General features: G+C 42.2%; 17 protein-coding genes. 11 read left to right on the forward strand and 6 right to left on the reverse strand.

Going from position 1 to position 22,955, the window contains the following annotated elements:
- Positions 1-366 precede the first annotated feature (366 nt).
- The 5 genes from ssuD (at position 367) to ACWATR_RS06255 (ending at position 4,879) form a co-directional block, all read left to right on the forward strand.
- On the forward strand, positions 367-1,515 hold the full coding sequence (gene ssuD, locus ACWATR_RS06235) for an FMNH2-dependent alkanesulfonate monooxygenase (protein ID WP_460330503.1): 1,149 nt from the start codon (positions 367-369) through the stop codon (positions 1,513-1,515).
- Between the two features lie 129 nt (positions 1,516-1,644).
- Positions 1,645-2,472, forward strand: a complete 828-nt coding sequence (gene ssuC / locus ACWATR_RS06240) for an aliphatic sulfonate ABC transporter permease SsuC (RefSeq protein WP_460330506.1) — start codon at positions 1,645-1,647, stop codon at positions 2,470-2,472.
- A 141-nt stretch (positions 2,473-2,613) separates the two neighbouring features.
- On the forward strand, positions 2,614-3,384 hold the full coding sequence (locus ACWATR_RS06245; RefSeq protein WP_460330508.1) for an ATP-binding cassette domain-containing protein: 771 nt from the start codon (positions 2,614-2,616) through the stop codon (positions 3,382-3,384).
- A 359-nt stretch (positions 3,385-3,743) separates the two neighbouring features.
- A complete protein-coding gene (locus ACWATR_RS06250) occupies positions 3,744-3,899 on the forward strand; it encodes a hypothetical protein (RefSeq protein ID WP_460330511.1) in 156 nt (51 codons plus the stop codon).
- Between the two features lie 32 nt (positions 3,900-3,931).
- The gene (locus tag ACWATR_RS06255) at positions 3,932-4,879 is read left to right on the forward strand and encodes a D-2-hydroxyacid dehydrogenase (protein ID WP_460330514.1); all 948 of its coding nucleotides are present in this window, start codon (positions 3,932-3,934) and stop codon (positions 4,877-4,879) included.
- An 81-nt stretch (positions 4,880-4,960) separates the two neighbouring features.
- Here ACWATR_RS06255 and ACWATR_RS06260 read toward each other — a convergent pair whose 3' ends face one another.
- On the reverse strand, positions 4,961-5,914 hold the full coding sequence (locus tag ACWATR_RS06260) for a stage II sporulation protein M (RefSeq protein WP_460330516.1): 954 nt from the start codon (positions 5,912-5,914) through the stop codon (positions 4,961-4,963).
- A gap of 80 nt (positions 5,915-5,994) precedes the next feature.
- On the opposite strand from ACWATR_RS06260, the gene ACWATR_RS06265 reads away from it, so the two are divergent.
- Positions 5,995-6,828, forward strand: coding sequence for a hypothetical protein (locus tag ACWATR_RS06265; RefSeq protein ID WP_460330519.1), 834 nt, complete (start codon positions 5,995-5,997; stop codon positions 6,826-6,828).
- A gap of 57 nt (positions 6,829-6,885) precedes the next feature.
- Complete coding sequence (locus tag ACWATR_RS06270) at positions 6,886-7,671, forward strand: RDD family protein (protein WP_460330521.1); 786 nt, start codon at positions 6,886-6,888, stop codon at positions 7,669-7,671.
- A gap of 171 nt (positions 7,672-7,842) precedes the next feature.
- On the opposite strand, the gene ACWATR_RS06275 is transcribed toward ACWATR_RS06270, so the two are convergent.
- Complete coding sequence (locus ACWATR_RS06275; RefSeq protein ID WP_460330524.1) at positions 7,843-8,631, reverse strand: DUF1868 domain-containing protein; 789 nt, start codon at positions 8,629-8,631, stop codon at positions 7,843-7,845.
- Between the two features lie 202 nt (positions 8,632-8,833).
- Between ACWATR_RS06275 and holA the strand changes: the two genes are divergently transcribed.
- Both holA and ACWATR_RS06285 read left to right on the forward strand, forming a co-directional pair.
- The gene (gene holA, locus ACWATR_RS06280; protein ID WP_460330526.1) at positions 8,834-9,823 is read left to right on the forward strand and encodes a DNA polymerase III subunit delta; all 990 of its coding nucleotides are present in this window, start codon (positions 8,834-8,836) and stop codon (positions 9,821-9,823) included.
- Positions 9,824-9,932: 109 nt separating this feature from the next.
- Complete coding sequence (locus ACWATR_RS06285; protein ID WP_069072779.1) at positions 9,933-10,415, forward strand: DUF4168 domain-containing protein; 483 nt, start codon at positions 9,933-9,935, stop codon at positions 10,413-10,415.
- Positions 10,416-10,659: 244 nt separating this feature from the next.
- On the opposite strand, the gene ACWATR_RS06290 is transcribed toward ACWATR_RS06285, so the two are convergent.
- The 4 genes from ACWATR_RS06290 to ACWATR_RS06305 form a co-directional block, all read right to left on the reverse strand.
- Complete coding sequence (locus ACWATR_RS06290) at positions 10,660-11,271, reverse strand: helix-turn-helix transcriptional regulator (protein ID WP_460330529.1); 612 nt, start codon at positions 11,269-11,271, stop codon at positions 10,660-10,662.
- A gap of 807 nt (positions 11,272-12,078) precedes the next feature.
- The gene (locus ACWATR_RS06295) at positions 12,079-16,608 is read right to left on the reverse strand and encodes a PAS domain S-box protein (protein WP_460330532.1); all 4,530 of its coding nucleotides are present in this window, start codon (positions 16,606-16,608) and stop codon (positions 12,079-12,081) included.
- Positions 16,609-16,949: 341 nt separating this feature from the next.
- Positions 16,950-19,349: a glycoside hydrolase family 31 protein gene (locus ACWATR_RS06300; RefSeq protein WP_460330534.1), complete on the reverse strand. Its 2,400-nt coding sequence runs from the start codon at positions 19,347-19,349 to the stop codon at positions 16,950-16,952.
- Between the two features lie 122 nt (positions 19,350-19,471).
- On the reverse strand, positions 19,472-20,140 hold the full coding sequence (locus tag ACWATR_RS06305) for a phosphoribosyltransferase (protein WP_460330536.1): 669 nt from the start codon (positions 20,138-20,140) through the stop codon (positions 19,472-19,474).
- Positions 20,141-20,835: 695 nt separating this feature from the next.
- Between ACWATR_RS06305 and ACWATR_RS06310 the strand changes: the two genes are divergently transcribed.
- Together ACWATR_RS06310 and ACWATR_RS06315 are read left to right on the forward strand one after the other, a co-directional pair.
- Positions 20,836-21,339 (forward strand): hypothetical protein, encoded by a 504-nt coding sequence (locus tag ACWATR_RS06310; RefSeq protein ID WP_460330538.1) that lies wholly within the window; start codon positions 20,836-20,838, stop codon positions 21,337-21,339.
- Between the two features lie 448 nt (positions 21,340-21,787).
- Positions 21,788-22,930, forward strand: a complete 1,143-nt coding sequence (locus ACWATR_RS06315; RefSeq protein WP_460330540.1) for a hypothetical protein — start codon at positions 21,788-21,790, stop codon at positions 22,928-22,930.
- Positions 22,931-22,955 lie beyond the last annotated feature (25 nt).

Raw genomic sequence — 22,955 nt, forward strand, 5'->3', positions numbered from 1 at the left:
ATTAAGAGTTTGATTTTGGTTAGTCCGCGCAGGCGGACTTTGCTTGTGTAGCCGCGATTTCCAATCGCTTTTCAAACATCCTTTTAGAGAAGCGGCTTTCAGCGAACCCGCAGCGTATTGCCCCTACCGCGTGTTCGACAACATAAGATTCTAGACAAAACTTGTATTCTTGACGACAGCCATATTTGCTACAGATGTGTCATGATTGCCAGGATTATCCGCTAAAGAATCAATTTGGTGGGCAGTTCTTCTTTATAAACCGTTAATTTATACTGGCTTTTTAAATCATTTCCTGTAAAATTCTGACTATAATCTACGGTAGACACATCGATTTATCGTATTTTAAGACCTCATACCCTGACAAACATGCAAATTCTCTGGTTTATTCCTACTGGATCTCATGACGGACGCTATTTAGGCACAGATATTGGCTCTCGTGTTGCCACACCTGATTATTTGCAGCAAATTGCCCAAGCTGTGGATAGTTTAGGTTACACGGGCGCATTGTTACCCACAGGGAGTTCTTGTGAAGATGCTTGGATTACCGCCGCAGCTTTCATATCTGTCACCAAACAGATGAAATTTCTCGTGGCAATTCGTCCAGGAATTACTTCCCCTGGTGCTGCTGCACGGATGGCAGCAACATTTGACCGGATTTCTAAAGGAAGATTGTTAATTAATGTGGTGACAGGTGGAGATCCTGTGCAACTGGCTGGGGATGGCTTGCATCTTAGTCATGACGATCGCTATGATTTAACCGATGAATTTCTCACAGTTTGGCGGGGTATCGTCAGCGGGGAAACAGTTGATTTTCAAGGAAACTACCTGAATATCAAAGGCGGTAAACTCCTATTTCCACCAGTTCAAAAACCCTATCCACCCTTGTGGTTTGGCGGCTCATCTGCTGCTGCCAAACGGGTTGCTGCTAAACATATAGATGTTTACCTGACTTGGGGAGAACCTCCACAAGAAGTAGCCCAAAAGATTGCCGAAGTCAGAAAATTGGCGGCTGAACAAGGTAGAACAGTCCGTTTTGGGATTCGCTTGCATGTAATAGTGCGAGAAACCGAATCTGCTGCTTGGGATGCTGCCAATGAACTAATTAAGTATGTGGATGAGGATGCGATCGCAAAAGCTCAGAAAGATTTGGCTAATTCTGATTCTGAAGGACAGCGGCGCATGAGTCAATTACATGGTGGTAGTCGAAAAACCTTAGAAATTAGCCCCAATCTGTGGACAGGAATTGGATTAGTGCGTGGTGGTGCTGGTACTGCCCTAGTTGGAGATCCCGACACTGTTGCCGCTAGGATGCTGGAATATCACAATTTGGGCATAGAAACTTTCGTGTTCTCTGGATATCCCCATTTAGAAGAAGCGTATCGCACTGCTGAATTATTATTTCCACGCCTACCTTTGCACAGGGAAACTACATCGCTAACGCCACCAGTATTGAGTACAGTGAGCGAAATAGTTACCAGTGAAAAATTTGCAAAACAACTAACGAGTGCTTCGTGAATAATTCGTAATTCGTAATTCGTAATTCGTAATTGAAAAGCAAATTACTAATTAAGAACTAAGAATTACGAATTAAGTTGATGAAACTTCTAGGTTCATCCTTTGGAACAATCTACAATCCAGAATTCCATGACTATTACTTTTAAACACACCAAGAGCAACGATAATATATCCCTGAACAAGGTGTTAGAAAACCCGCAACTCCAGAACATAGTTCCCTGGATTGTCCCCATTCTAGTACTAGTACTTTGGGAATTGGCTTCCAGAAGTGGTTTACTCTCAACCAGAATTTTACCTGCCCCTAGTGGTGTAATCGCTACAGCTATTAAACTAGCCTCCACCGGAGAACTTTTTCAACATATAGGAATTAGTGCTGGGCGGGCAATATCTGGTTTTATAGTTGGTGGTAGTATTGGGTTTGCTTTGGGATTGCTCAATGGCTTTTCCCGTGTAGCAGAAAAGTTATTAGATAGTTCCTTACAAATGCTCCGCACTATCCCCAATTTGGCATTAATTCCGTTGGTAATTCTCTGGTTTGGTATTGGCGATCAAGCCAGATTATTTTTAGTGTCTATGGGGGTATTTTTTCCATTATATCTTAATACATTTCATGGCATCCGCAGCGTTGACCCTGGACTGATTGAAATGGGAAAAGTCTATGGATTGAAAACACCACAACTTCTTTGGCAAATCATTTTCCCAGGCGCTTTATCTTCGATTCTCGTTGGTGTCCGTTTTTCCTTGGGGATTATGTGGCTGACACTAATTGTGGCAGAAACGATCGCAGCAGATTCCGGCCTTGGTTATATGGCAATGAATGCCCGTGAGTTTATGCAAACCGATGTTGTGGTATTGAGTATTGTGATCTATGCATTGCTGGGTAAATTAGCAGATGCCGTTGCCAGAGGATTAGAAACAAAATTCTTGGCTTGGAACCCCAATTATCAAAGATCATAAATGCTAAATTCACCAAAGTCAAAGGTTGAAAATTATTGATTTTAGCTTTTGACTTTCATTTATTTTGAGTGTGATTTGCTTTCTTCAATATCTCATCAAATAATTAAATCTCGATTGTTCTAAAATAAGGAGGTTTTGCAAGTGAGTTCAAACGTACAGGGTACACAACTAAGTATTTTGGATTTGACAAAGGCTTTTGGCAAGAAAACTGTTTTAAACTCGCTGAATTTAGAAGTTGAAGCAGGTGAGTTTGTCGCTATTGTCGGACGAAGTGGTTGTGGTAAGAGTACCTTATTACGTCTTGTGTCAGGATTAGATAAAACAACTTCAGGCGGAATATTACTGGATGGAGAACCACTGCGTAGACTCAGCGGTTCTGTAAGAGTGATGTTTCAAGACCCCCGTTTATTACCGTGGAAGCGCGTTATCCAAAATGTAGGGTTAGGCTTACAAGGTGATTGGCGTGAAAAAGCTTTGTGGGCACTTGATAAAGTTGGACTCAAAGATCGGGCTGATGAGTGGCCTTATGTTTTATCTGGTGGACAACGGCAACGGGTATCATTAGCCAGAGCGTTAGTCAGTCAGCCCCGTTTGTTGTTACTAGATGAACCATTGGGAGCATTAGATGCTTTAACTCGCCTAGAGATGCAGAATTTGATTGAGAACTTATGGCAAGAGCGAAAATTTACTGCATTTTTGGTTACTCATGATGTGGAAGAGGCTGTGGCCTTGGCAGACCGAGTGATAGTGATTGATGAAGGACAGATTTCTCTAGATTTACCTGTGAAACTTTCACGTCCGCGAGATAGAAGTTGCGAAGTATTTGTCAATATCAGAGAAACAGTTCTCCAGCGAGTAATGAGTAATGAAGGGACTCAGCCAAATAACCAATTGTTGCAGTTGAGTAGTTGAAATTTAGCTTTTTTTAGTTGATTAATATAATGCTTGAGGTAGCTGCGGTAAAATAGGCTACTTCGAGATTAGAACTTACTCTTAAAAAGCAGCTATAGCAATCGAAAATTTTTATGAACACTCAAAATCCCTCTCAACTCTCCTCTTGAGCTTTCAAATATATGGAATAGAGAAAATGGCGGATAAATTTAATAATCAATATTTTATTCTGGAGTTTATGTGTTTAAAGATTAAATATAAATTCAGATACTCTTACTTTAATATCATAATTGATTCCAAAGGAAAATGACACTTATTTTTTATCAAACAGAAACAATTTCCAAAGTATAGCCCTGTAAAAAAATCAGAGGTAATCTACAATGAAACTGATCTTACCGCTCGATCTCGTTGCTGACATTGAGTCTCATCTAACGCCTGAGACAGAGGTTGTAAGAGTAGATGTTGAAGGAAATTTAGATGGGGATGCTAGCGATGCTGAAGTTTATTTCAGAATGTCAAGTGCGATCGCACTTTGAAAATCCAAAATGGAATCAAGGAGTAGCAAATAATGAAACTAATTTTACCCGATCATCTAATTGCTGATATTGAGCCACACCTACCATCTGATATAGATGTTGTGGAAGTGGATAGTGAAGGTAATCTTGATGGTGATCCTAGTGATGCAGAAATTTATGTCAACGGATTTTACCTGAAAACCTCTACCCTTGACAAAGTACTCACAGCAGCACCCGCGCTGCGTTGGCAACAGTCACCGAGTGCTGGCGTAAATCACATCCTCACGCCAACTTTTTTGCAAAAGGACATTATCCTCACCAATGGCGCAGGAGTGCACGCAATTCCAATTTCGGAATTTGTACTGGCATTCATGCTTTATCACGCCAAGAATTTACGGAAATTGCAAACTTTGCAGGATGAACACACTTGGGTAAGAGGAGTGTTTCTTGAAGAGTTGGCAGAGGCGACTTTATTAATTCTCGGCACTGGGAATATTGGTCAAGCGATCGCATCTCGCGCCAAAGCCTTTGGAGTTAAAGTTTGGGGTAGTCGCCGCCATCCCGAACCCCTACCGAATTTTGACAAAGTTGTGGGTGCTGATGAGTGGCGATCGCTCCTACCAGCAGCAGACTATGTAGTTATCGCTACACCTTTAACTCCAGAAACTAAAGGCTTGATCGATGAATCTGCATTGCGCTCTATGCGCCAGTCTGCTTACTTAATTAACATTGCTCGTGGTGCAATAGTAGATGAAGCCGCATTGCTCACCGCACTACGTGAGGGATGGATTGCGGGTGCTGGATTAGACACTGTTGCAACCGAACCTCTGCCACCGGAAAGTCCCTTATGGTCGCTACCGAACGCCTTTATCACACCCCATTGTTCAGCTTTGTCGCCACGTCTGAGAGAGCGCATAGCAGAACTATTTATCGACAATCTTAAACGCTACCAAACCGGTCAGCCCTTGCGGAATGTTGTAGACAAACAAGCTGGATACTAATGATGATTTATTTACATAGTTAGTATTTACTTGATTCTAAAATATTTTTCAATTGACCAATCCGCTGCCATGTAAATTATTTCATGTTTTTTTGCGGTTACAATACATTACCAAAAGTACAAATAATCCTATTCCTGCCAGATATTTAATGGCATCAGGTACGCTGGGATTAGGTGAAAAAAAGCCTTCGATCACACCAGCAATAATCAGCATTGGCACAATCCCAAATACTAGCTGCACCGCCTGAGAACCGTAAAACTTTAGCGCATCTCCACGGCGATATTTACCAGGAAATAAAATTGCTCTTGCTAATAAAAATCCCGCACCCCCAGCAAAAAATATCGCAGGTAATTCTAAGGAACCATGCGGAAATACAAAGGCCCAAAAAGGATAAGCTAGATTATTTTGAGCAACCAAAGTGCTAACAGCACCAATTAATAAGCCATTAAATACCATCAAATAAGCTGTGTATAGCCCAGCAGTGATCCCACCGGCGACAGCCCCAAAAGACACCGCTAGGTTATTGATCATAATACCGCTGGATGCCAGAGGTTCAATGCCGACAATTGACCCCATCCATAATTTTTGCTCATCTCGCACCTTGGTAATCAAGTTTTCAGGTACGATTAAAGGCATGAAGCTGGGGTTTTGCCAAGAATACCACCAAGCCACTAATCCCCCCAGTAGAAACAGCGCCGTTGCAGCAGCAATGTATACAAATGTTTTCTGGACTACAGATGGTAATCCCCAGCGGTAAAATTCTAGAATCGCCTGCCATTCTTGTCGCCGTGAACCTTGGTAAATCTGCGTGTACGCACGAGTTGTTAAAGATTGTAAACTTTGAATCAAAGTATTACCGATTTGCTGAGTGCGGGCACGTGCCAAGTCTGCTGCTACGGAACGATACAAACTCGCTAAATCTCTAATTTCTGCTGCCTGTAAGGACTTTAGCCCTTTTTTTTCTATCTGCTTTAATAGGGCATCCAAACGCTGCCAATTTGGTTCTCGTCGCGCAATCCAACGTTGAATATTCATGAATTTTGGGAACACTGAGTTTAACTTAGCTTAAGATAGCCTCAAATTCATCTCCGTAATTTCAAGGGAAATTTGCCATTATGTCTGAAAACTTTGGATCTTCCGGTCAGATACAACCACTGAGTATCGGTAATGTTGTCAGTGCTGCGGTGCGATTGTATCGTTCTCATCTGAAGACTTATCTTAATCTAGCTGCGATCGCTCACTTGTGGATTCTAGTTCCAATTTATGGCTGGGCAAAATATGCAGCCATTTCTGGACTAATTTCACGCTTGGCTTTTGGAGAATTGATTTACCAGCCGGAAGGTGTTCAAACTGCCAAGAACCATATTAATCCACGTCTTTGGTCATTTTTGAGAGTTGGTTTCCAAGTAGCAATATCTTTGCTTTTAATTTATTTTGGAATGGCGATCATAGGTGGTGTGCTAGCTGGCTTGATCGGAGTAGTATTAGGAGGAATATTAGGTACTTCCAGCATTGTAGTCGTAACCACATTGGCAATAATTGTAACCGTAGTTGTTGTGCTATTAGGACTAACCTGGTTTTACTCCCGTTGGATAATAGCTGAAGTACCTTTAGCAGTTGAAGAAAATATCAATGGTGGCGAAAGTGTTGCCAGAAGTTGGGAGTTAACTAAAGCCTCAGTATTTCGCATTCAGGGCGTTGTTTTAGTTGCTTTTATCGTGACATTGCCGTTGGTGTTTGTATTAAACTATATACCTAGCTTATTCCTAATAAGGCTTGAGCCAGGTTCTACTATCTACTCAATTGTGTATTTTATTTCTTGGGTTGGAAGCTTGATAGGTGGAATTTTAGTTATGCCATTCTGGCAAGCACTAAAAGCTGTTTTATACTTGGACTTGCGTAGTCGGCGTGAAGGTCTAGGTTTGCAATTACGAGAACCTCCCTTGTAAGATTTTTGTTAATTTAACACCTTAATCCAACTCTATTAATTTTGAATTAGTTAAAATATGCGCTTTTTTAATCGCATCACATTCCAGACTCCAGAAAGTGTAGAGTTGGAATTTACTCTAGCAGGAATCGGTAATCGAGCCTTGGCATTGCTGATTGACTATACAGTTTTGACTGTAACCTTGCTTGTATTTTTCCTTACCTGGACTGTCTTTTCTACTCAACTGTTCAATTTTTTTGAAGACTTGATTACGAATGCTCAGAATTTAGGACTTTGGTTAATAGCAATTTTCTTCCTGATCGGCTTTGCAATTTACGTCGGGTATTTTATATTTTTTGAAACCTTATGGTTTGGACAAACTCCTGGTAAACGGTTTGCTAAAATTCGCGTGGTTCGAGATGATGGTAGACTGATCGGGCTACAACAAGCAACGCTACGTGCTTTACTACGACCCTTTGATGAAACTTTGTTTATTGGCGCTTTTTTAATTATGTTGGGTAGCCGTGAAAAGCGCTTAGGTGATTTGGCTGCTGGTACAATTGTGATTCAAGCCCAAACACCTACTACATCTGCTACATTAACAATTTCAGAACAGGCAAAGTTACTCCGTGAACAGTTAGTACAAATTGCCGATTTATCACCATTGATGCCAGATGATTTTGCTGTTATTCGTGAGTATTTGCAGCGGCGTGGTGCATTGTCATTAAAGGCAAGAGCCTCATTATCTCTAAAGTTAGCCGAGCAAGTTGTAGCTATTATTAATTTAGAAAAGTTGCCAGAAGGTATTACACCTGATGTATTTTTAGAAGCTATTTACCTCGGTTATCAACAACCGGAATTTTAAACGAGAAAAAACTATAGCAATCTTGAATAATTCGGGAAAAACAAGATCCCCGACTTCTTTAAGAAGTCGGGGATCTGTCGGTTGCAATTGTTACAAATCAAATAGGATTACTATATGACTGCTGAATGCTGAATTCTGAGGTTTTTTGTTCAGATTAATGCTTGTCTAAGGTCAAAAATCTAAAATTGGCCAATCTGGTTCACGATAATAGCGTGTCATGTTGTCAAACTTTCGCAATTCGACGCGATTGATCAAAAATTCTGGCAAATTCAACAGCCATTTTTCATTCAATTGAGAAAGCATGGTGCTGAAACTTACGCGGTCTAAGTCAGATGAAACCTCCCCAAAATAGGCTAATGTAACGTGGGCTGTGAAGTGATAATGCTGCTCAATACCCAAGGCCATTAACTTGGGATTTTGATAAATTATTCGGCGAAATTTAATAATTTCCTCGTAGCAGCGTTCATCTTGAGGTACTAAACAAACGGCTATAGCTCTTGGCATCAGTATCAACCCCAGCATTTGCCATTTAATCGGATGACTCTTGTTTGTCATCAATTGTTGATATTGCTGAAAGGTTTCGGCTAAACAAGAGTGTAATTCCTCGTCAAATTTGGGATTTTTTTCGCAGGCATCAAGATAAGCACTGTCCCAAATTAAATCCGCTAAAGTCACGTGGAAGCTAGCAGGAGCTAGAGGTACAATCAAATCACGGCCTACAGGCAACTGCAAAAGTTCCTGTTGGTAAGTCTGTAATTTGGTATAGAAAGCAGAGTTTTGTGATTCTTCTTCTGCCGGTGGTGTAATTAGCGTATAGCCAGGAAAAGACGCTGCTTGTCTCAACCCAGAATGTGGCTGAAATTTAGAAGATTCCTGAATATGCTGGGCTTGGGATCTGTAGGCTTCTGGCAGCGTCAGTCGTGCCAACCGATTTAAGTAAGTTTGATAGTTGTCGTCCAATCTTTATAGCCTCACGCTCTCACTTGATAGATTTTAGGGAAAATTACCCCGATTAACAGAATGATTTTAAAAGTATTTAGTTTTTTGGATTGGGGAATGGGGAATGGGGAATGGGAAAGAGGCAGAGAGGGAGATGAGGGAGAAATAAATAACCAATACCCAATGCGCCATGCCCAATGCCCATATATTATGAGATTTATCTATGCCAATCTATGTTTACTGGGGTGAGGATGATTTTGCGATGGAAAAGGCGATCGCTATTTTGCGCGATCGCGTCCTCGATCCCAACTGGATAAGTTTTAATTACACTTCATTCTCCCCAGATCAAGCTGATGCTGCTATCCAGGGGTTAAATCAAGTCATGACACCCACTTTTGGGGCTGGTGGGCGCTTGGTATGGCTGATAAATACAACTCTATGCCAGCACTGTCCAGAGAACGTGTTGGCAGAATTGGGGCGATCGCTACCTGTCATCCCCGAAAACTCATTTTTATTGCTCACCAGCCGCAATAAGCCAGATGAACGACTCAAATCCACAAAATTGTTAAAACAATTTGCTACCGAATTCCGAGAATTTCCCCTCATTCCCCCTTGGAAAACAGAATTACTGGTGCAATCTGTTAATCAAGCAGCCCAGTCTGTGGGCGTGAAACTGACTGCCAATACTGCCCAGTTGTTGGCAGAATCCGTTGGAAATGATACACGACTTCTTTACAATGAGTTAGAGAAATTGCGACTATATGCCCAAGGAAGCAATAAGCCTTTAGACGTAGATACTGTTACAAAGTTAGTAAGAAATACTACTCAAAATAGCTTACAATTAGCAGCAGCAATTAGAACAGGAGATACAGCTAAAGCTTTGACAACCTTGGCAGATTTGAGCAATGCTTCCGAACCGGGATTACGGATAGTTGCCACACTGATTGGACAATTTCGCACCTGGCTATGGGTGAAGATTATGATAGAAAGTGGTGAGCGCAATCAACAAGCGATCGCTAAGGCTGCTGATATCGGTAATCCCAAACGGATCTACTTCTTACAGCAAGAAATCAGGCTACTTTCTGTGCAACAGTTAATCTATTGCTTACCCCTGCTATTGGAGTTAGAAGTGAGCCTCAAGCAAGGAGCATCAGAAATGTCAACACTCCAGACTAAAATAATCGAACTTTGCCAAGTATGCCGAGGAAATTGACAATCAAATATAAAAACTTGATGTATTGAGCAGTTGCTGGAACTTCCAACTCCGAAAATAATTCAAAGTCCTTATAATACCCCTGATGTAGTTCTGCGTCACACACTATATGAAGAAAATTTCCGATTTATTTTCCCGATCTAGCCGAAAGCGAATCCTTTACCAAACATTCTTTTTTGGTGCGATCGCTACTGCAAGTGTGATTTCTCAAGCTTTTTCACCGAGTTCAAAAGCTTATGGTCAAACTCCAGCACCAATAGTTGACAACACTGAAATCAATAGCTACGCTCAAGCCGTGCTAGCAATGGAGCCAGCACGTCAAAATGCCTTTGAAGAAATTAAAAAACTGATTGGCAATGGAGAAATTCCTAAGATTGTTTGTAACGACTCTAACAGCATAAATGGTCTTCCCAGAAAAGCTCAAGATATCGCAGTAAATTACTGTACTCGCTCTCAAAAAATTGTCGAAGATAATGGTTTAAGCATTGATCAGTTCAACAAAATTACTATAGAACTACAAAATAACAATCTGTTAAAACGGCAGGTTTACAATACCTTATTACGCCTGCAACAAACTCCTGAATCTCCGTAAGTAGAAAGGTTTAATTAAATCAAAGCTCGTAGTAAGTGGCTCTAGTAATTTAGAACTTTTTATAAAGTGATAAATCGCTCACTACGAACAAAAGTTTTATCTTAAATTTAATTAAGTCTACCTATTCTATTCGTCTCAATGCCAGGTATAAAGAGTATTTTACTTCTGAATTCACCAATTCGGACTCCTGAATTCTGAATTCATCAATTCTGACTCCTGAATTCTGACTCCTGTTTTATTGCTACTATTCAACTGCAAGATATGCTTGTCGCTTGGTGTGAATATTTTTCATGTGCTTTTTCACTGTGTTTATAGTGATGTAAAGCTTAGTGGCAATTTCTTTGTAGCTGTAGTTGTTTCTATAGAGAAACCAAATTTCAGCTTCTCGCGGCGTCAGGTCAAATTTTTTAACTTCAGTGATTGCCAAACTTTTTAAGGACTCATACTGATTTTCGATAGTCACTAACAAGCAAGGCACTTCAAACCCATCTAAATCTAGTAGTCTCACCCTAACACGAAAAACATTTGACTTATCCAGCACAATCTCATCTGATAAAATGATGAGCTTATCAGAAAATAAATACCGACTGCTAAGTAGGGATTCACAAAGCTCCCAGATGACTTGCGGTACAAAATTTTCGTTGCAATTATCTTGATTGAATTGACAACAAAGGCGATGAGCAGATGCATTAGTATGAACTACTTCACCAGCTTGGCTTAAAATTAATATACCGTCTTCTAAGCCTTCAATTACTTCTTGTAAAAAATCAGCCCGCTTCGAGTCATGTAAATCAATACTATCTAGCTGTTGTGGTTCAGCTACTTTTTTTACTAATGTGTTTGTTAGGGCGATCATAGGATTTATCTTAATGTATAAAAAGTACTTGTTTGATTAAATTCGTGAGGCTTGAAATATAGACTACTTGTATCCATTTTTTTACATACATATTTTTCTAAATAAATATATTTAGAAAGTGTAGTAAATAAGTTAAAAAGCATACAAGAAGTGTATTGGAGACGTAAGAGCTTTACACAAAGAGGAAATACCACACACTAATAAAGCTAACTAAGTAAACAAAAGTTTTATTTTTAACATTAATTTCTTAATATATCCAAGTTATAGTTTTATGTAGCCTGTTTGAATTAACTAAAGTTACATGATTTAAATACAACTCTTAAATTGCCTATTTCGGAAGCCGCTTTCAATATATTTCGGATAACTCCCAATACGGTTGAGATATAGCGGTATGCAGTTGAGTGAGGTACAGAAACAAACCAGCTAGCCGAACTGTATTGAAGCTGCTTATACCCGGATTTATCACCACATCTCTCAAAGCCTGCGCTTGTGCAGGGGAGCAGGGGAGCAGGGGAGCAGAGGAGAGTTATTGTACAAGTTCTTTCCCTTCTGCCCCTCTGCACCTCTGCCCCTCTGCCCCTTCTTCGCCTCAAGCTTGTGAGAAATGCGGGTTATACCAAGTACTCATCGCCCCAATACACAATCATTATTCATGCTGAAATAAAAATATACGAGGGAATGGGGAAGAAGTAAGGGAGCAGGGAGCAGGGGGAGACAAGGAGAATAACCAATCCCCAATCCCCAGTCCCCAACCCCCAATCCCCAATCCCCAATCCCCAATCCCCAGTCCCCAATCCCCTATTCGTTCTAAGTCCGGCCAACAAGACTGGCGACTACTGTAGCTAACTCAGCTGCCTCAATGGGTTTAGGTAAATGTAGCTGATAACCGTCCTGTATGGCTCGCATCCGATCTTCTGCTCTAGCATAAGCTGTCAACGCTGCGGCGGGAATATTTCCCCCTAGTTCTGGGGGTTGCGATCGCAGTTTGCGGATCAAAGAGTAACCATCCTCTTGGGGCATACCGATGTCGCTGACTATAACATCTGGTTTCCACTGTGTAATTACCTGTAATGCTTCTGGAACTGATCCTACTGCCTTAACTTCGGCTTGGCACTGTTCGAGGACTGTGGTGATGAATTCACGGGTATCGGCTTGGTCATCTACAACCACCACACGCACGCCAAGGAGGGAAGGGTGCTTAGAGGCGGAGGGGCAAAGGGGCAGAGGGGCAGAGGGATGGAGGGGGGAACTCTTTAGAAGTGGTAGTTTTATGGTAAACGTTGCTCCTTGTTCTTTACCCGGACTATCTGCGTGGACAGTACCGCCATGTAATTCTACTAAATGACGAACGATCGCTAATCCTAGTCCCAATCCACCATAGGTTCTAGTGCTAGAACTATCAGCTTGACGAAAGCGATCAAAAACGTAAGGAAGAAAGTCAGGACTGATACCAATGCCTGTATCAATCACCTGAATTTGGGCATATTTATTGAAAGCGGCGGGAAACTCTATCCCCTTGTGGGTGTTTGAGGTTGCTCCCGCCGCCGCTTGGGGCATTGGGCATTGGGCATTGGTAGCTTCTTCCCCATGCCCAAAAACTAGTTTTTTATCTGTTTTCTCTGGTTTTTCTGGGCCATTTACCACCGACAATTGCACTTCTACCCGTCCTCCGACGGGTGTAAATTTGATGGCATTGGATAGCAGATTCCAGATGACTTGCTGTAAGCGCTCGAAATCCCCAGAAACTAAAAATTGAGAATTTTCGGCAAGTTTGCTGTTCTCTGAGTGTTCATTGTTTTGGGATTGGGCTTCTATTGATTCGAGATTTTCACCATTGATTCCTAATCCGCAATCTGAATTTGGCGTTTCTTTTGAAGGAATCAGGGAAAATCTCAAATCGATTTCCTTGGATTGGGCGGCTAGACTAACAGTCTCTAGGCTCGACTCAATCATGGAAACCAAATTACAAGTGCGGACATTAAGGCGTAACTTGCCTCTAATCATCCGCGATATATCCAGCAAGTCTTCAATTAGCTGGGTTTGTGCTTTCGCGTTACGCTCAATTGTCTCCGTAGCCCTAGCTATTTGGGTTTCATTAAGCTTGCTGCGTTGGAGTAATTGCGCCCAGCCCAGGATAGCGTTGAGAGGCGATCGCAACTCGTGAGACAATATCCCCAGAAACTCATCCTTCATGCGGTTAGCCTCTTGCAACTGCTCAGTTTGTAGTTGCAAAGAAGCAATTAAACTAGCCCGTTCCATTGCGATCGCTATTTGATCGCACACTGCTTGCATCATCCCCTTTTGATTTTCGGTGAAGCTTAACCGAGTGCGGCTGCCAAAAGAAAGAGTACCCAGCAACCGTCCTTGGGCAATCAATGGATAACCATAATAAGCAGTAATGCCTAAAGAACGAATCAATTCTGTTTTCGGGTCAGTTGATTGCTGGACATTCTCTAGAGCTATTGCACAACGCTCCTGGGCTACAGTACCACAAACCGCTTCACCATAAGCCAACGACTCAATTTCCTTTGCCAGTTCTGGGGAAATGCCACTATAAGATCCCAACCGTATTACCTGAGAGCTATCCTCAACCAAATAGTTAAAGTAAACATCTAAACCAATTTGGTCTGCGAGTTTTCGGTAGACGCTATCGATTAGTACTACTGGTTGCTGACTCGATAGTAAATCGTTAGCTGTGTCGAATAGTAACTTTAGCCTTTTGTAACCTAACGAGAGTGCTTTTTGTGCATCCTTGAGGTTGCTGATATCTTGGAACACCAAGATACAGGTAGCTGGATGACCGTGCATTGCTGGCAGAGTATCGGCAAATATCAGTAGAGAGCGGACACCAGTGGGAGTATGCCAGTCTACCTCCAAACCATCTAGACGTTCGCCAAGGGCAACCCGCACTCCTGGCATAAGTTCATTGGGGATGCGATCGCCAGCGGCATCCGTATAGTGGTAAACTGTGTGATACTCTGCCGCTGGTACACCTTTGGGAAATTCGCCCCCAGCTAATTCGTCAGCAGAGCGATTGGCAAAAGTTACCCGCGCCGTTCCCGGTTCGATAAACAGTAAGGGTCTTGGCATCAGATTTAACACATCCTCTAGCCATTTTTGCTGATTTAGAAGTATTTCCTCTGCCTGTTTGCGCTCCGTAATATCCAAAAATGCACCGATACATCCTCTGGTTTTACCATCTTCGTCAAACAGGGGTGCAACGTACTCCAACAGCTTGACAAGTTTTCCATTTTCGTGGATGACATCGATTTCAAAATCCACAACTTCGACACCATGAGCCGCAGAGTACTGCATCGGGAGTTCCTCTGCCGACAATTCCCTTCCTTCTCGGTAGATTTTAAAGCCTGTCGGTCTTTCGTCACGAGGGGCACTGAGGGAAGCATTGATATTTGATGATATCCCTAACTGTTTGGCAAAAGCAGGGTTGACTTTGATATTTTGGCATTCTGGATCTTCGGCAATGCCAATTCCAATGGGAATTACATCTAACAAAGTTTGTAACTCAGTAATGCGACGCTGTAAATCCCTATTTAGTTGTAATATTTGTTCCTTAGCCTGTTTTTGCTCGCTGATGTTGCGAGTCACAGTTGCTAGGGCAATTGGCTGACCTGTATTCTTGTCTGTAACAGTGAAGATGTTGTAATCAACTGGTATTGGTTGACCTGTCTGGAGATGCCGGAAGCCGAATTCACCCTGCCAGCGCCCTTGTAATAGCACAGTTGGCAGAATATGTTCTTGAAGATAGGCTTTGTCTTTAGGCATAACGTAATCGAATACTGCTTTTTGCCTCGCCTCGTCAAGACTGGCAAGCCCTACCAGCTTTTGACCCGCATCGTTGATGTAAAGTAATTGACCCTCAAGGGTGGTGATACCAATAAAGTCAGAGCTATTTTCTACCAGCGATACTAATTTTTGTTGCTCTGCTTCTGCTTGCTTGCGTTCGCGTAGCGCAGCTTGCTGTTCGCTTAAGTCGAGGATAAATGCTACTGACTCTTCCCGGTTTTCTCCTAGCAGCACGTAACCAACTAAAACTGGGATGCGGCTACCATCCTTGCGAATATATTCTTTCTCGTAAGGCGTACAAGCACCGTTGCTATTTCTTTGTGCTTCGGCGACACCTTGCTGATCCAAGTATCGATACTCTGGTGCTGTTATATTGCTCCACCTTACCCTACCTGCTAACAAATCCTCCCGCGTGTAACCAATCATCCTCAGATATTCATCGTTTGCCTTGTGGATACCACCGTACACATCGCCAAACAGAATCCCGATGACATTAGCATCTACGAAACTCCCCAGTTTAGCTTCGTAGGTTCTCACTACTTCTTGAGCAAGGTCGCGTTGATGGCTGAGGCGTTCAATAACCGACGCACTTTGCCAAACCAAAATAGTAAAAATTACAATTAGGATAATGGCAAATAGCGACACTGCAAACGCCGGGCCATACTTTTCTGCCCTTTGACCTTCAACAATTAACCACCCCAGTATAAAAGGTACTGCGATCGCGGCAACTAATAAACGACGTGCAAGTAAGCCGCCATAAGTATCACTTGTAACTACCCTCATGAACCCCTGTTCTGCCCGCGCCCACAGAATACCTATACCTAGTAAGCTGAACAACACTGCTGTGTGTAAGGCCATTGATGTTGTATAAGGTGCAAGTCCATAGAGAACTTGCACCTTGTAGGCATAGCCCATGAGCGCCTGAAAGGAAATTAAAGTAGCTACCAGAGCAAGAATCTGGGCATACCAATAACTGCGCTGGGTTTTTGGATGAATCAAAATCTGTGCAGCTACGCTGACCAGCATAAAGTCCAGTGCTGTATTCACCCCCATTCTGCCCGGATGCGATGTCGCTATGCTAGTTGGCGAATCACGTAACACCAGTTCATCAATGCCAAGATTCCAGCCAAACACGTATTCACTGAGTGTGAGAACAGCGATTGTGGTGACAGCTATTGCACAGACCCTAGAAATTAGCAGAGTGAGTCGGTTCAATGAATCCCTTTTGGCATTGAGGGCTGTGGAATCGTGGGGGTAATTTTGAATTATTCTTTCTTTGCTGCTTCCTTGCTCCTCTGTTGTTAAAAATAACCACAGCGATAGACCACACAGTACAAAACACAGTGCTGTGTTGACTTTCATTGTGGCAGGACTACCGGGAAAGCCGCGTTTAAGAACTTCAATGCCAAGCCACCAGCCAACTAGTACTAAACTGCCAACCAAAATGGGGATTGCACTTGCGACTTTGGCCACAAGTGAATTGGCAGGGATTTTCAAGATATCTTGCAGCCGCAAGCGGTTAACGTTTAACATTGAGTGTTCTCTAACCGCATCTATCTAGCGTAGTAAATTTCAGTATTTCTTACAGGTTAGTCTTTAATAACCTTTGTATTTTAGGTTACCTATTGACTGACTTTTCATCTACCCTTATGCATATTTTTTCTTGGACAATTTAGAGTAGGGATTGGGGATTGGGAACCCTAACCAAATTTTACTAATATTCCCTCCTAGTACCCAGTCCCCAGTACCCATATAAGTAATAAGTAATGAGTAATGAGTAAATACCCGTTTTTCATCCACTCATTACTCATTACTCCTTACTCATTACTTTAAAGCCGTGCTTCCAGCACGGGGTTTAAAACCTATTTTTCGGATCAAAATTGCAGAGTATGACGCTGACCATCGTCTTGGAAACGTTGCTCTCCAACACCAACAACTTCTACAATCACTTCACGCGGTGGAGGTGTCCATTCCCCCTCTCTCGCTTCAATTTCCACTACTATTTGGTTGGCTTCAGTAAATACCCTTGTATTTGTCAGTGAAAATTTTGTATTTTGATACTTATTTGTGTACCCATCATCTTCAAATAGCTGATATTCATTATTACCAGGCCAAATCCGTAATCGGATCTCGTCCAGTGGGGCTTGATCAACGTATTGCCTGACAGGTTGCATGGGAACGATCGCACCACCACGGACATACAGTGGCATTTTTTCCAGTGGTGCATGAGCAAGAATGTGAATCGGGCCTTCGTAGCGATCGCCACTCCACCAATCATACCAAGTGCCAGCGGGTAAGTAGACAGACCGATGCTCAACTCCAGGGCGGTAAATTGGTGCAGCCATCAGCGATGCACCTAGCAATACTTGATCGTAGAGAGTGTAAGTTTTTGGATCGTTGGGGAAGTGGTACAATAATGGCCTTAAAATCGGTGCGCCTGTTGTTACCGCTTCCCAAAAAAGAGTGTAGATGTAGGGAAGTAGTTGATAACGTAAATTAATGTATTCTCGACAGATATTTTCAACGCGATCGCCAAATACCCAAGGTTCATGACGAGCTGTAGACATTGCCGAGTGGCCGCGCATCAATGGGTAAAGCATTCCTACCTGCATCCACCGAGCGAATAATTCAGCTGTGGCGTTACCAGCAAATCCACCAATATCGCAACCCACAAACGCCACACCCGAAAGTCCCATGTTGCAAAGCATCGGCAGAGACATTTCTAAATGCTCCCACAACGATTGGTTATCTCCCATCCACACAGAAGACCAGCGTTGCACACCAGCATAACCCGATCGCGTTAACACAAACGATCGCTCTGAGCTTCGATGCCGTTGCAACCCTTCATAACAAGCTTTAGCCATCATCAACCCATACAAGTTATGCACTTCTGTATGAGTAGACGTAGGTAAATTCTCCTCTGCCCCTCTGCTCCCCTGCTCCCCTGCTCCTCTGCTCCTCTGCCCCTCTGCCCCTCTTCCCCCCTGTGGTGCATCTAGCGGAAACCAAATCTTTTCACCATCATCGCCGAAAGGGCGATCGTTTATGGCAGGTTCATTCATATCATTCCAAATTCCTGCCACCCCAATATCAGTTAGGCTTTTGTGTAAATCAGCCCACCAGTTAGACACATCAGGACGTAAAAAGTCAGGAAAAACAGCTTTCTCAGGCCAAACATAGCCGTGGAACAATGCACCATCAGCTTTACGTACAAAATAGTCCTTTTCTATTCCTTGGTCAAAAACATCATAATTTGCTTCTGGTTCATACTTCACACCAGGATCAATGATTGTGACTGTTTTAAAACCATCCTTTGCTAAATCACTAATAAGTTTTGCTGGGTTTGGGAAGCGTTGAGGACTCCAAGTAAACACCCGATAGCCCCGCATATAGTCAATATCTAAGTGAATAACATCGCAGGGAATGCGACGTTGGCGAAATTCCTTTGCTAATTCCCGCACAACGTTTTCTGATTCGTAACTCCAGCGGCATTGATGATAACCTAGCGCCCATTTCGGCGGTAATGGCATTCTCCCAGTTAGTTGAGTGTAAGTCTTCAGAATTTGGGCTGGTTCGGGGCCGTAAATAATGTAATAATCCAATTCACCGCCACGAGTCTCCATTTTCCAAATACCTGGTTGTTCAGCACCGATATCGAACTGACTCCAAAAAGTGGTATTAAAAAAGATGCCATAGCTTACCTGCGGACGCAAAGCCATAAAAAATGGAATTGCTTGGTACATTTCATCAGTAAGTGCATCATAATCTAAAGCATCCGTTGTCCAGTTGGTTTTTACCTCGCTGAGTTTATCCAGCCAGCCTGTACGTTCACCAAAGCCATAGAAATGTTCGTCGGCTGCAATTTCCTTCCACCCTGCAACTGCGCCCATCCGCCAACCCATCCCCATATCTGCATCTTGGGCAAAGGGGCGATTAGCTTTGTCGAAACAGGCGATGCGACATTTTTCCCGCTGAACGCACACACGAATCTGTGATGTTTCAATTTCTACCGTTGCTTCAGTTTCCTGTACTGCAAAAGGCGTTGTCGCCCATTCTGCATCATCTCGCGTCACAGCCCAAGAACGGCGAGGGATAAATTCCCCGCTTGGTGCGAAACGCACGCGGATTAAATTGGGAGCAAGTACGCTGAGGGTAAGGCGTGAGTTGCCACAGTCAAAATTAATAATATTATTGTCCCAGGTTACAGCTTTTACATTGCTAACTGTTGTCCAAGGTTGATTCGTTGTGGGTAGTTTTCCGAAATATTGCGGCATATCAGTTATTCAGCTGGTTAACACTTGTCCGCATTCATGATTACAGACATACCTAGCCTCAAACTCTTTCTTTCGCTAGAAGTTGGGTGCAAAATTAGCAGATATTTTTGAGCAAGGAAAGCTTATCTAGATGCCGAGAGATATTCTTCACCATTCTTTGTTGCTTTTGCGAGTAAGTCGCGGACTTCTTCATCGGTAGTTTGGGGAAAGTCTTTGTACCAAAGACCAACGCTGTGGAAAGGACTAGGTGTCGAGACGCAAACGATTTGGTCTACCTCAGCTTCCAACTCTTGGCAAGTTTCAGGTGCGGCTACAGGTACAGCAATCACAATCTGAGCCGGTTGCTGTTTTCGTACAGCCACAATAGCAGCCCACATAGTTGCACCTGTGGCTAAACCATCATCTACCAAAATGACTGTGCGTCCCTGTAAGTCTGGAAAGGGGCGATTTCCGCGATAAAGCCGTTCTCGTCGTTCTAACTCCCGTTCTTCTTGGACTGCAACTCTGGCAATTACTTCGTCGGATATTTTCACCAGGCTGATAATATATTGATTAATTATTCGCACACCACCAGATGCGATCGCTCCCATAGCTAGTTCTTCTTGATCAGGTACACCTAATTTACGTACCACCAAAATATCTAAGGGAGCATTTAATACTTTGGCAACTTCAAAAGCAACGGGTACGCCACCCCTAGGTAGCCCTAATATCAGAACATCTGGGCGGTTAGCATAAGCCGCTAACTCCCTAGCCAAAACTTGACCCGCAAATCTCCGATCTTTAAATAGCATGGTGTGACATCCCTAATTAGTTTTCAAAAAATTAAATATTTACATAAATATTTACACGTATTTTTCCTTGGTTATCCACCTCAAACAATGGATAAACAATGGATCAAATTCTAAACTTTTCGTTATGTTCAGATGTTCTGAACTGATCATAGAAAGCTAAATATTCCCTGTCCTCTGACTAACGGAGCGACATCTTCGATCTATAGTTCTATCAAACGAATGAGTTAGCTTTAATGGACAAAGATTTTTGCACGGCAAAGGACAGGAGGTAGTATTCCTCCTGCCTCCTGCCTCCTGCCCTCTGCCTTTCTTGTTGAAAACTACTATTAATTAAGTTTTCTCCCACTTCCCAATCTTTGCTGTTAAACTTTTACTGAGTATTTTTTTAAACTCTATCTTAAGAAATAATTACTTAATTACTGGCTTATGCGAAAATCTATGAGAATACAGTAATAATTCAATTGTTAATTCTTCGCCTGCCCCCTTGTACTTACATTATATTAATACTAGCTTTACATTACCCCTTAATTGTAAATATGAGATAATACACCATATACTTATTCATCATCTAACGCTTAGTATTACAGAGAAAAACTTATCCAAGTTAACCGCCTAACACTTTTGAATAAAAATTAATAGGGTAGAATAACTGAATATTGCTCAACTCTTTTTGAAATCAAAAGCAGGATTTTTTAATGATCAGCTTAAGTAATTCGGAAAACAGTACAGTTAGCAGTATTGCGGCCACTAAGAGGCTGGCAAGGGCAATGATGGTTTCTGGTGGAGAGTTTTCACTGTTACTAGCATGTTGTAACTGTGTTCAAAGGCAGCAGCAAGTGCTGAACTTGTTAACAGAATTTTCATCAGCAGATATCCACGAAATTTTGCTCTCACCTGCGGCTGACAAACTTTACACAGCTATTACAGCTGAAATTGGTGCAACTCAACCCGAAGCTTTGATGGTACGGGGTTTAGAATCTGTAGTGGCAATTAACCAACTAATCATCAGCACCAATATCATGCGAGATGAGTTTCGGAAACAGTTTCGGTTTCCCTTGGTGTTATGGGTCAATGATCAAATTCTGTGCAAGCTAGTCTGGCTAGCACCCGATTTCAAAGACTGGGCAGCTAGTACTATTAGATTTGATGTACCTAACAATCAGTTAGTTGAATCTGAACAACAAGCCATAAGCGCCTAATATTGCCTGAGATTATTTTTAAAATATTGTATATCTTAAATTGAGCCGAGCAAAACCTCAGCTAAAGTTCCGTCGCATTCTCTTATAAAATTACTTTTATTGAGTGGTCATTTGTCATTTGTCATTTGTCATTGGTGAATACCCCGTCCCTTGTGGGCGGAAAAATTTTGTCTTTCATCTGACTAATTCAAACCATGTTAAAGAGTGGACGTGGTTTCTCTTGGACTAATGACTCAGCACAGCAGTTTGATTGAGTTCATCTTCATACAAAATTTGTATAAGGAACAAAAAATCACTATATCAGCGTCTTTCTTGATATCTGTTTCAGAAGACAAATATTAAACTAATTCCAACTAGTGAAGTTCTGGAATTGTATATTTTATTGTCTATCAATGACTGGATACTATTTCTGAGTTATATAACTCTTGACTAACATTTCTATATTACTATGAAATTCATGCTGAAAAACTACTTTAACAGCAATCAAGGGCGAATTTTCACTGCTTTGGTTTTGACGGGTATTTTGTCTGTTGCTAGCACTTTAACACTTATCAAAGATGCTACGGGTGCTTCTGTGAACTTATCGCTAGAAACAAGCAATGAAGTTCTCAAAGAGAATGTTAAACCCAACCGCTTGCCACGTCCAGTAGCTAATGCGGTACTGCGAGATTTAGCCCGTAAAGAGGGAATTTTCACCAGCCAACTGCAAATTATTAACTATAATCAACAGACTTGGCGCAATGGTTGCTTGGAACTGCCTCAACCTGATGAAATCTGCACCCAAGCGTTAGTTCCGGGTTGGCGGATTGTGGTATCTAATGGCAAAAAAAACTGGATTTATCATACTAATAATAATGGGCGATCGCTACGTTTAGCTTCGGCAAATACTCCCTCAGAAAATCTGCCAGGTAAATTACCCACATCTGTAAAAAATGCTGTGTTGCGGGCTGCATCAAGACGTTTGCAAAAGCCAATTTCTCAGCTAACCATTATTCAGGCTCAACAGCAAACTTGGAGAGATAGCTGTTTAGAATTAGCTAATGCTGATGAATTCTGTACCCAAGCTTTAGTACAAGGCTGGCGGGTGGTTGTCGATGCAGTTGATCAAACCTTGGTTTATCACACCAATGAAACAGGTTCCGCACTCAGACTGAATCAAAACGCTAATCAAAATACACTGGCCCCTGTCAAAATTCCAGTCAGCGAGTTACCACCACCGTTAGATCGAGATATAGTATTTCGGCAAATCTCCAGTGGTGGTATTACTGGCAGAACCTACGAGACTGTTTTACTCAAAGATGGGCTATTGATTCGGGTGCGTATTGGTGATGCCAATGATTCTGAACGTAGTGTTCGCCGCGTTTCTGTGCAACAAGTGCAACAATTTGTGCGATCGCTAGAACGTTCTCAGTTTAGTAAATTTCAGAATCTTAGTTACCCAGCCCCCAGCGGTTCTGCTGACTATATTACCTACACTCTCACCAGTCAACAGGGTACGGTTCAGTATAACGATATTTCTCAAAATAACCTGCCAAAGAATTTACAGACAGCAGTCAAAGCTTGGAATCAGATCGTAGCTAGCGCACAATAATAAATGGGATTGGGGACTGGGGACT

It is taken from the genome of Nostoc sp. UIC 10890 (assembly GCF_054786515.1).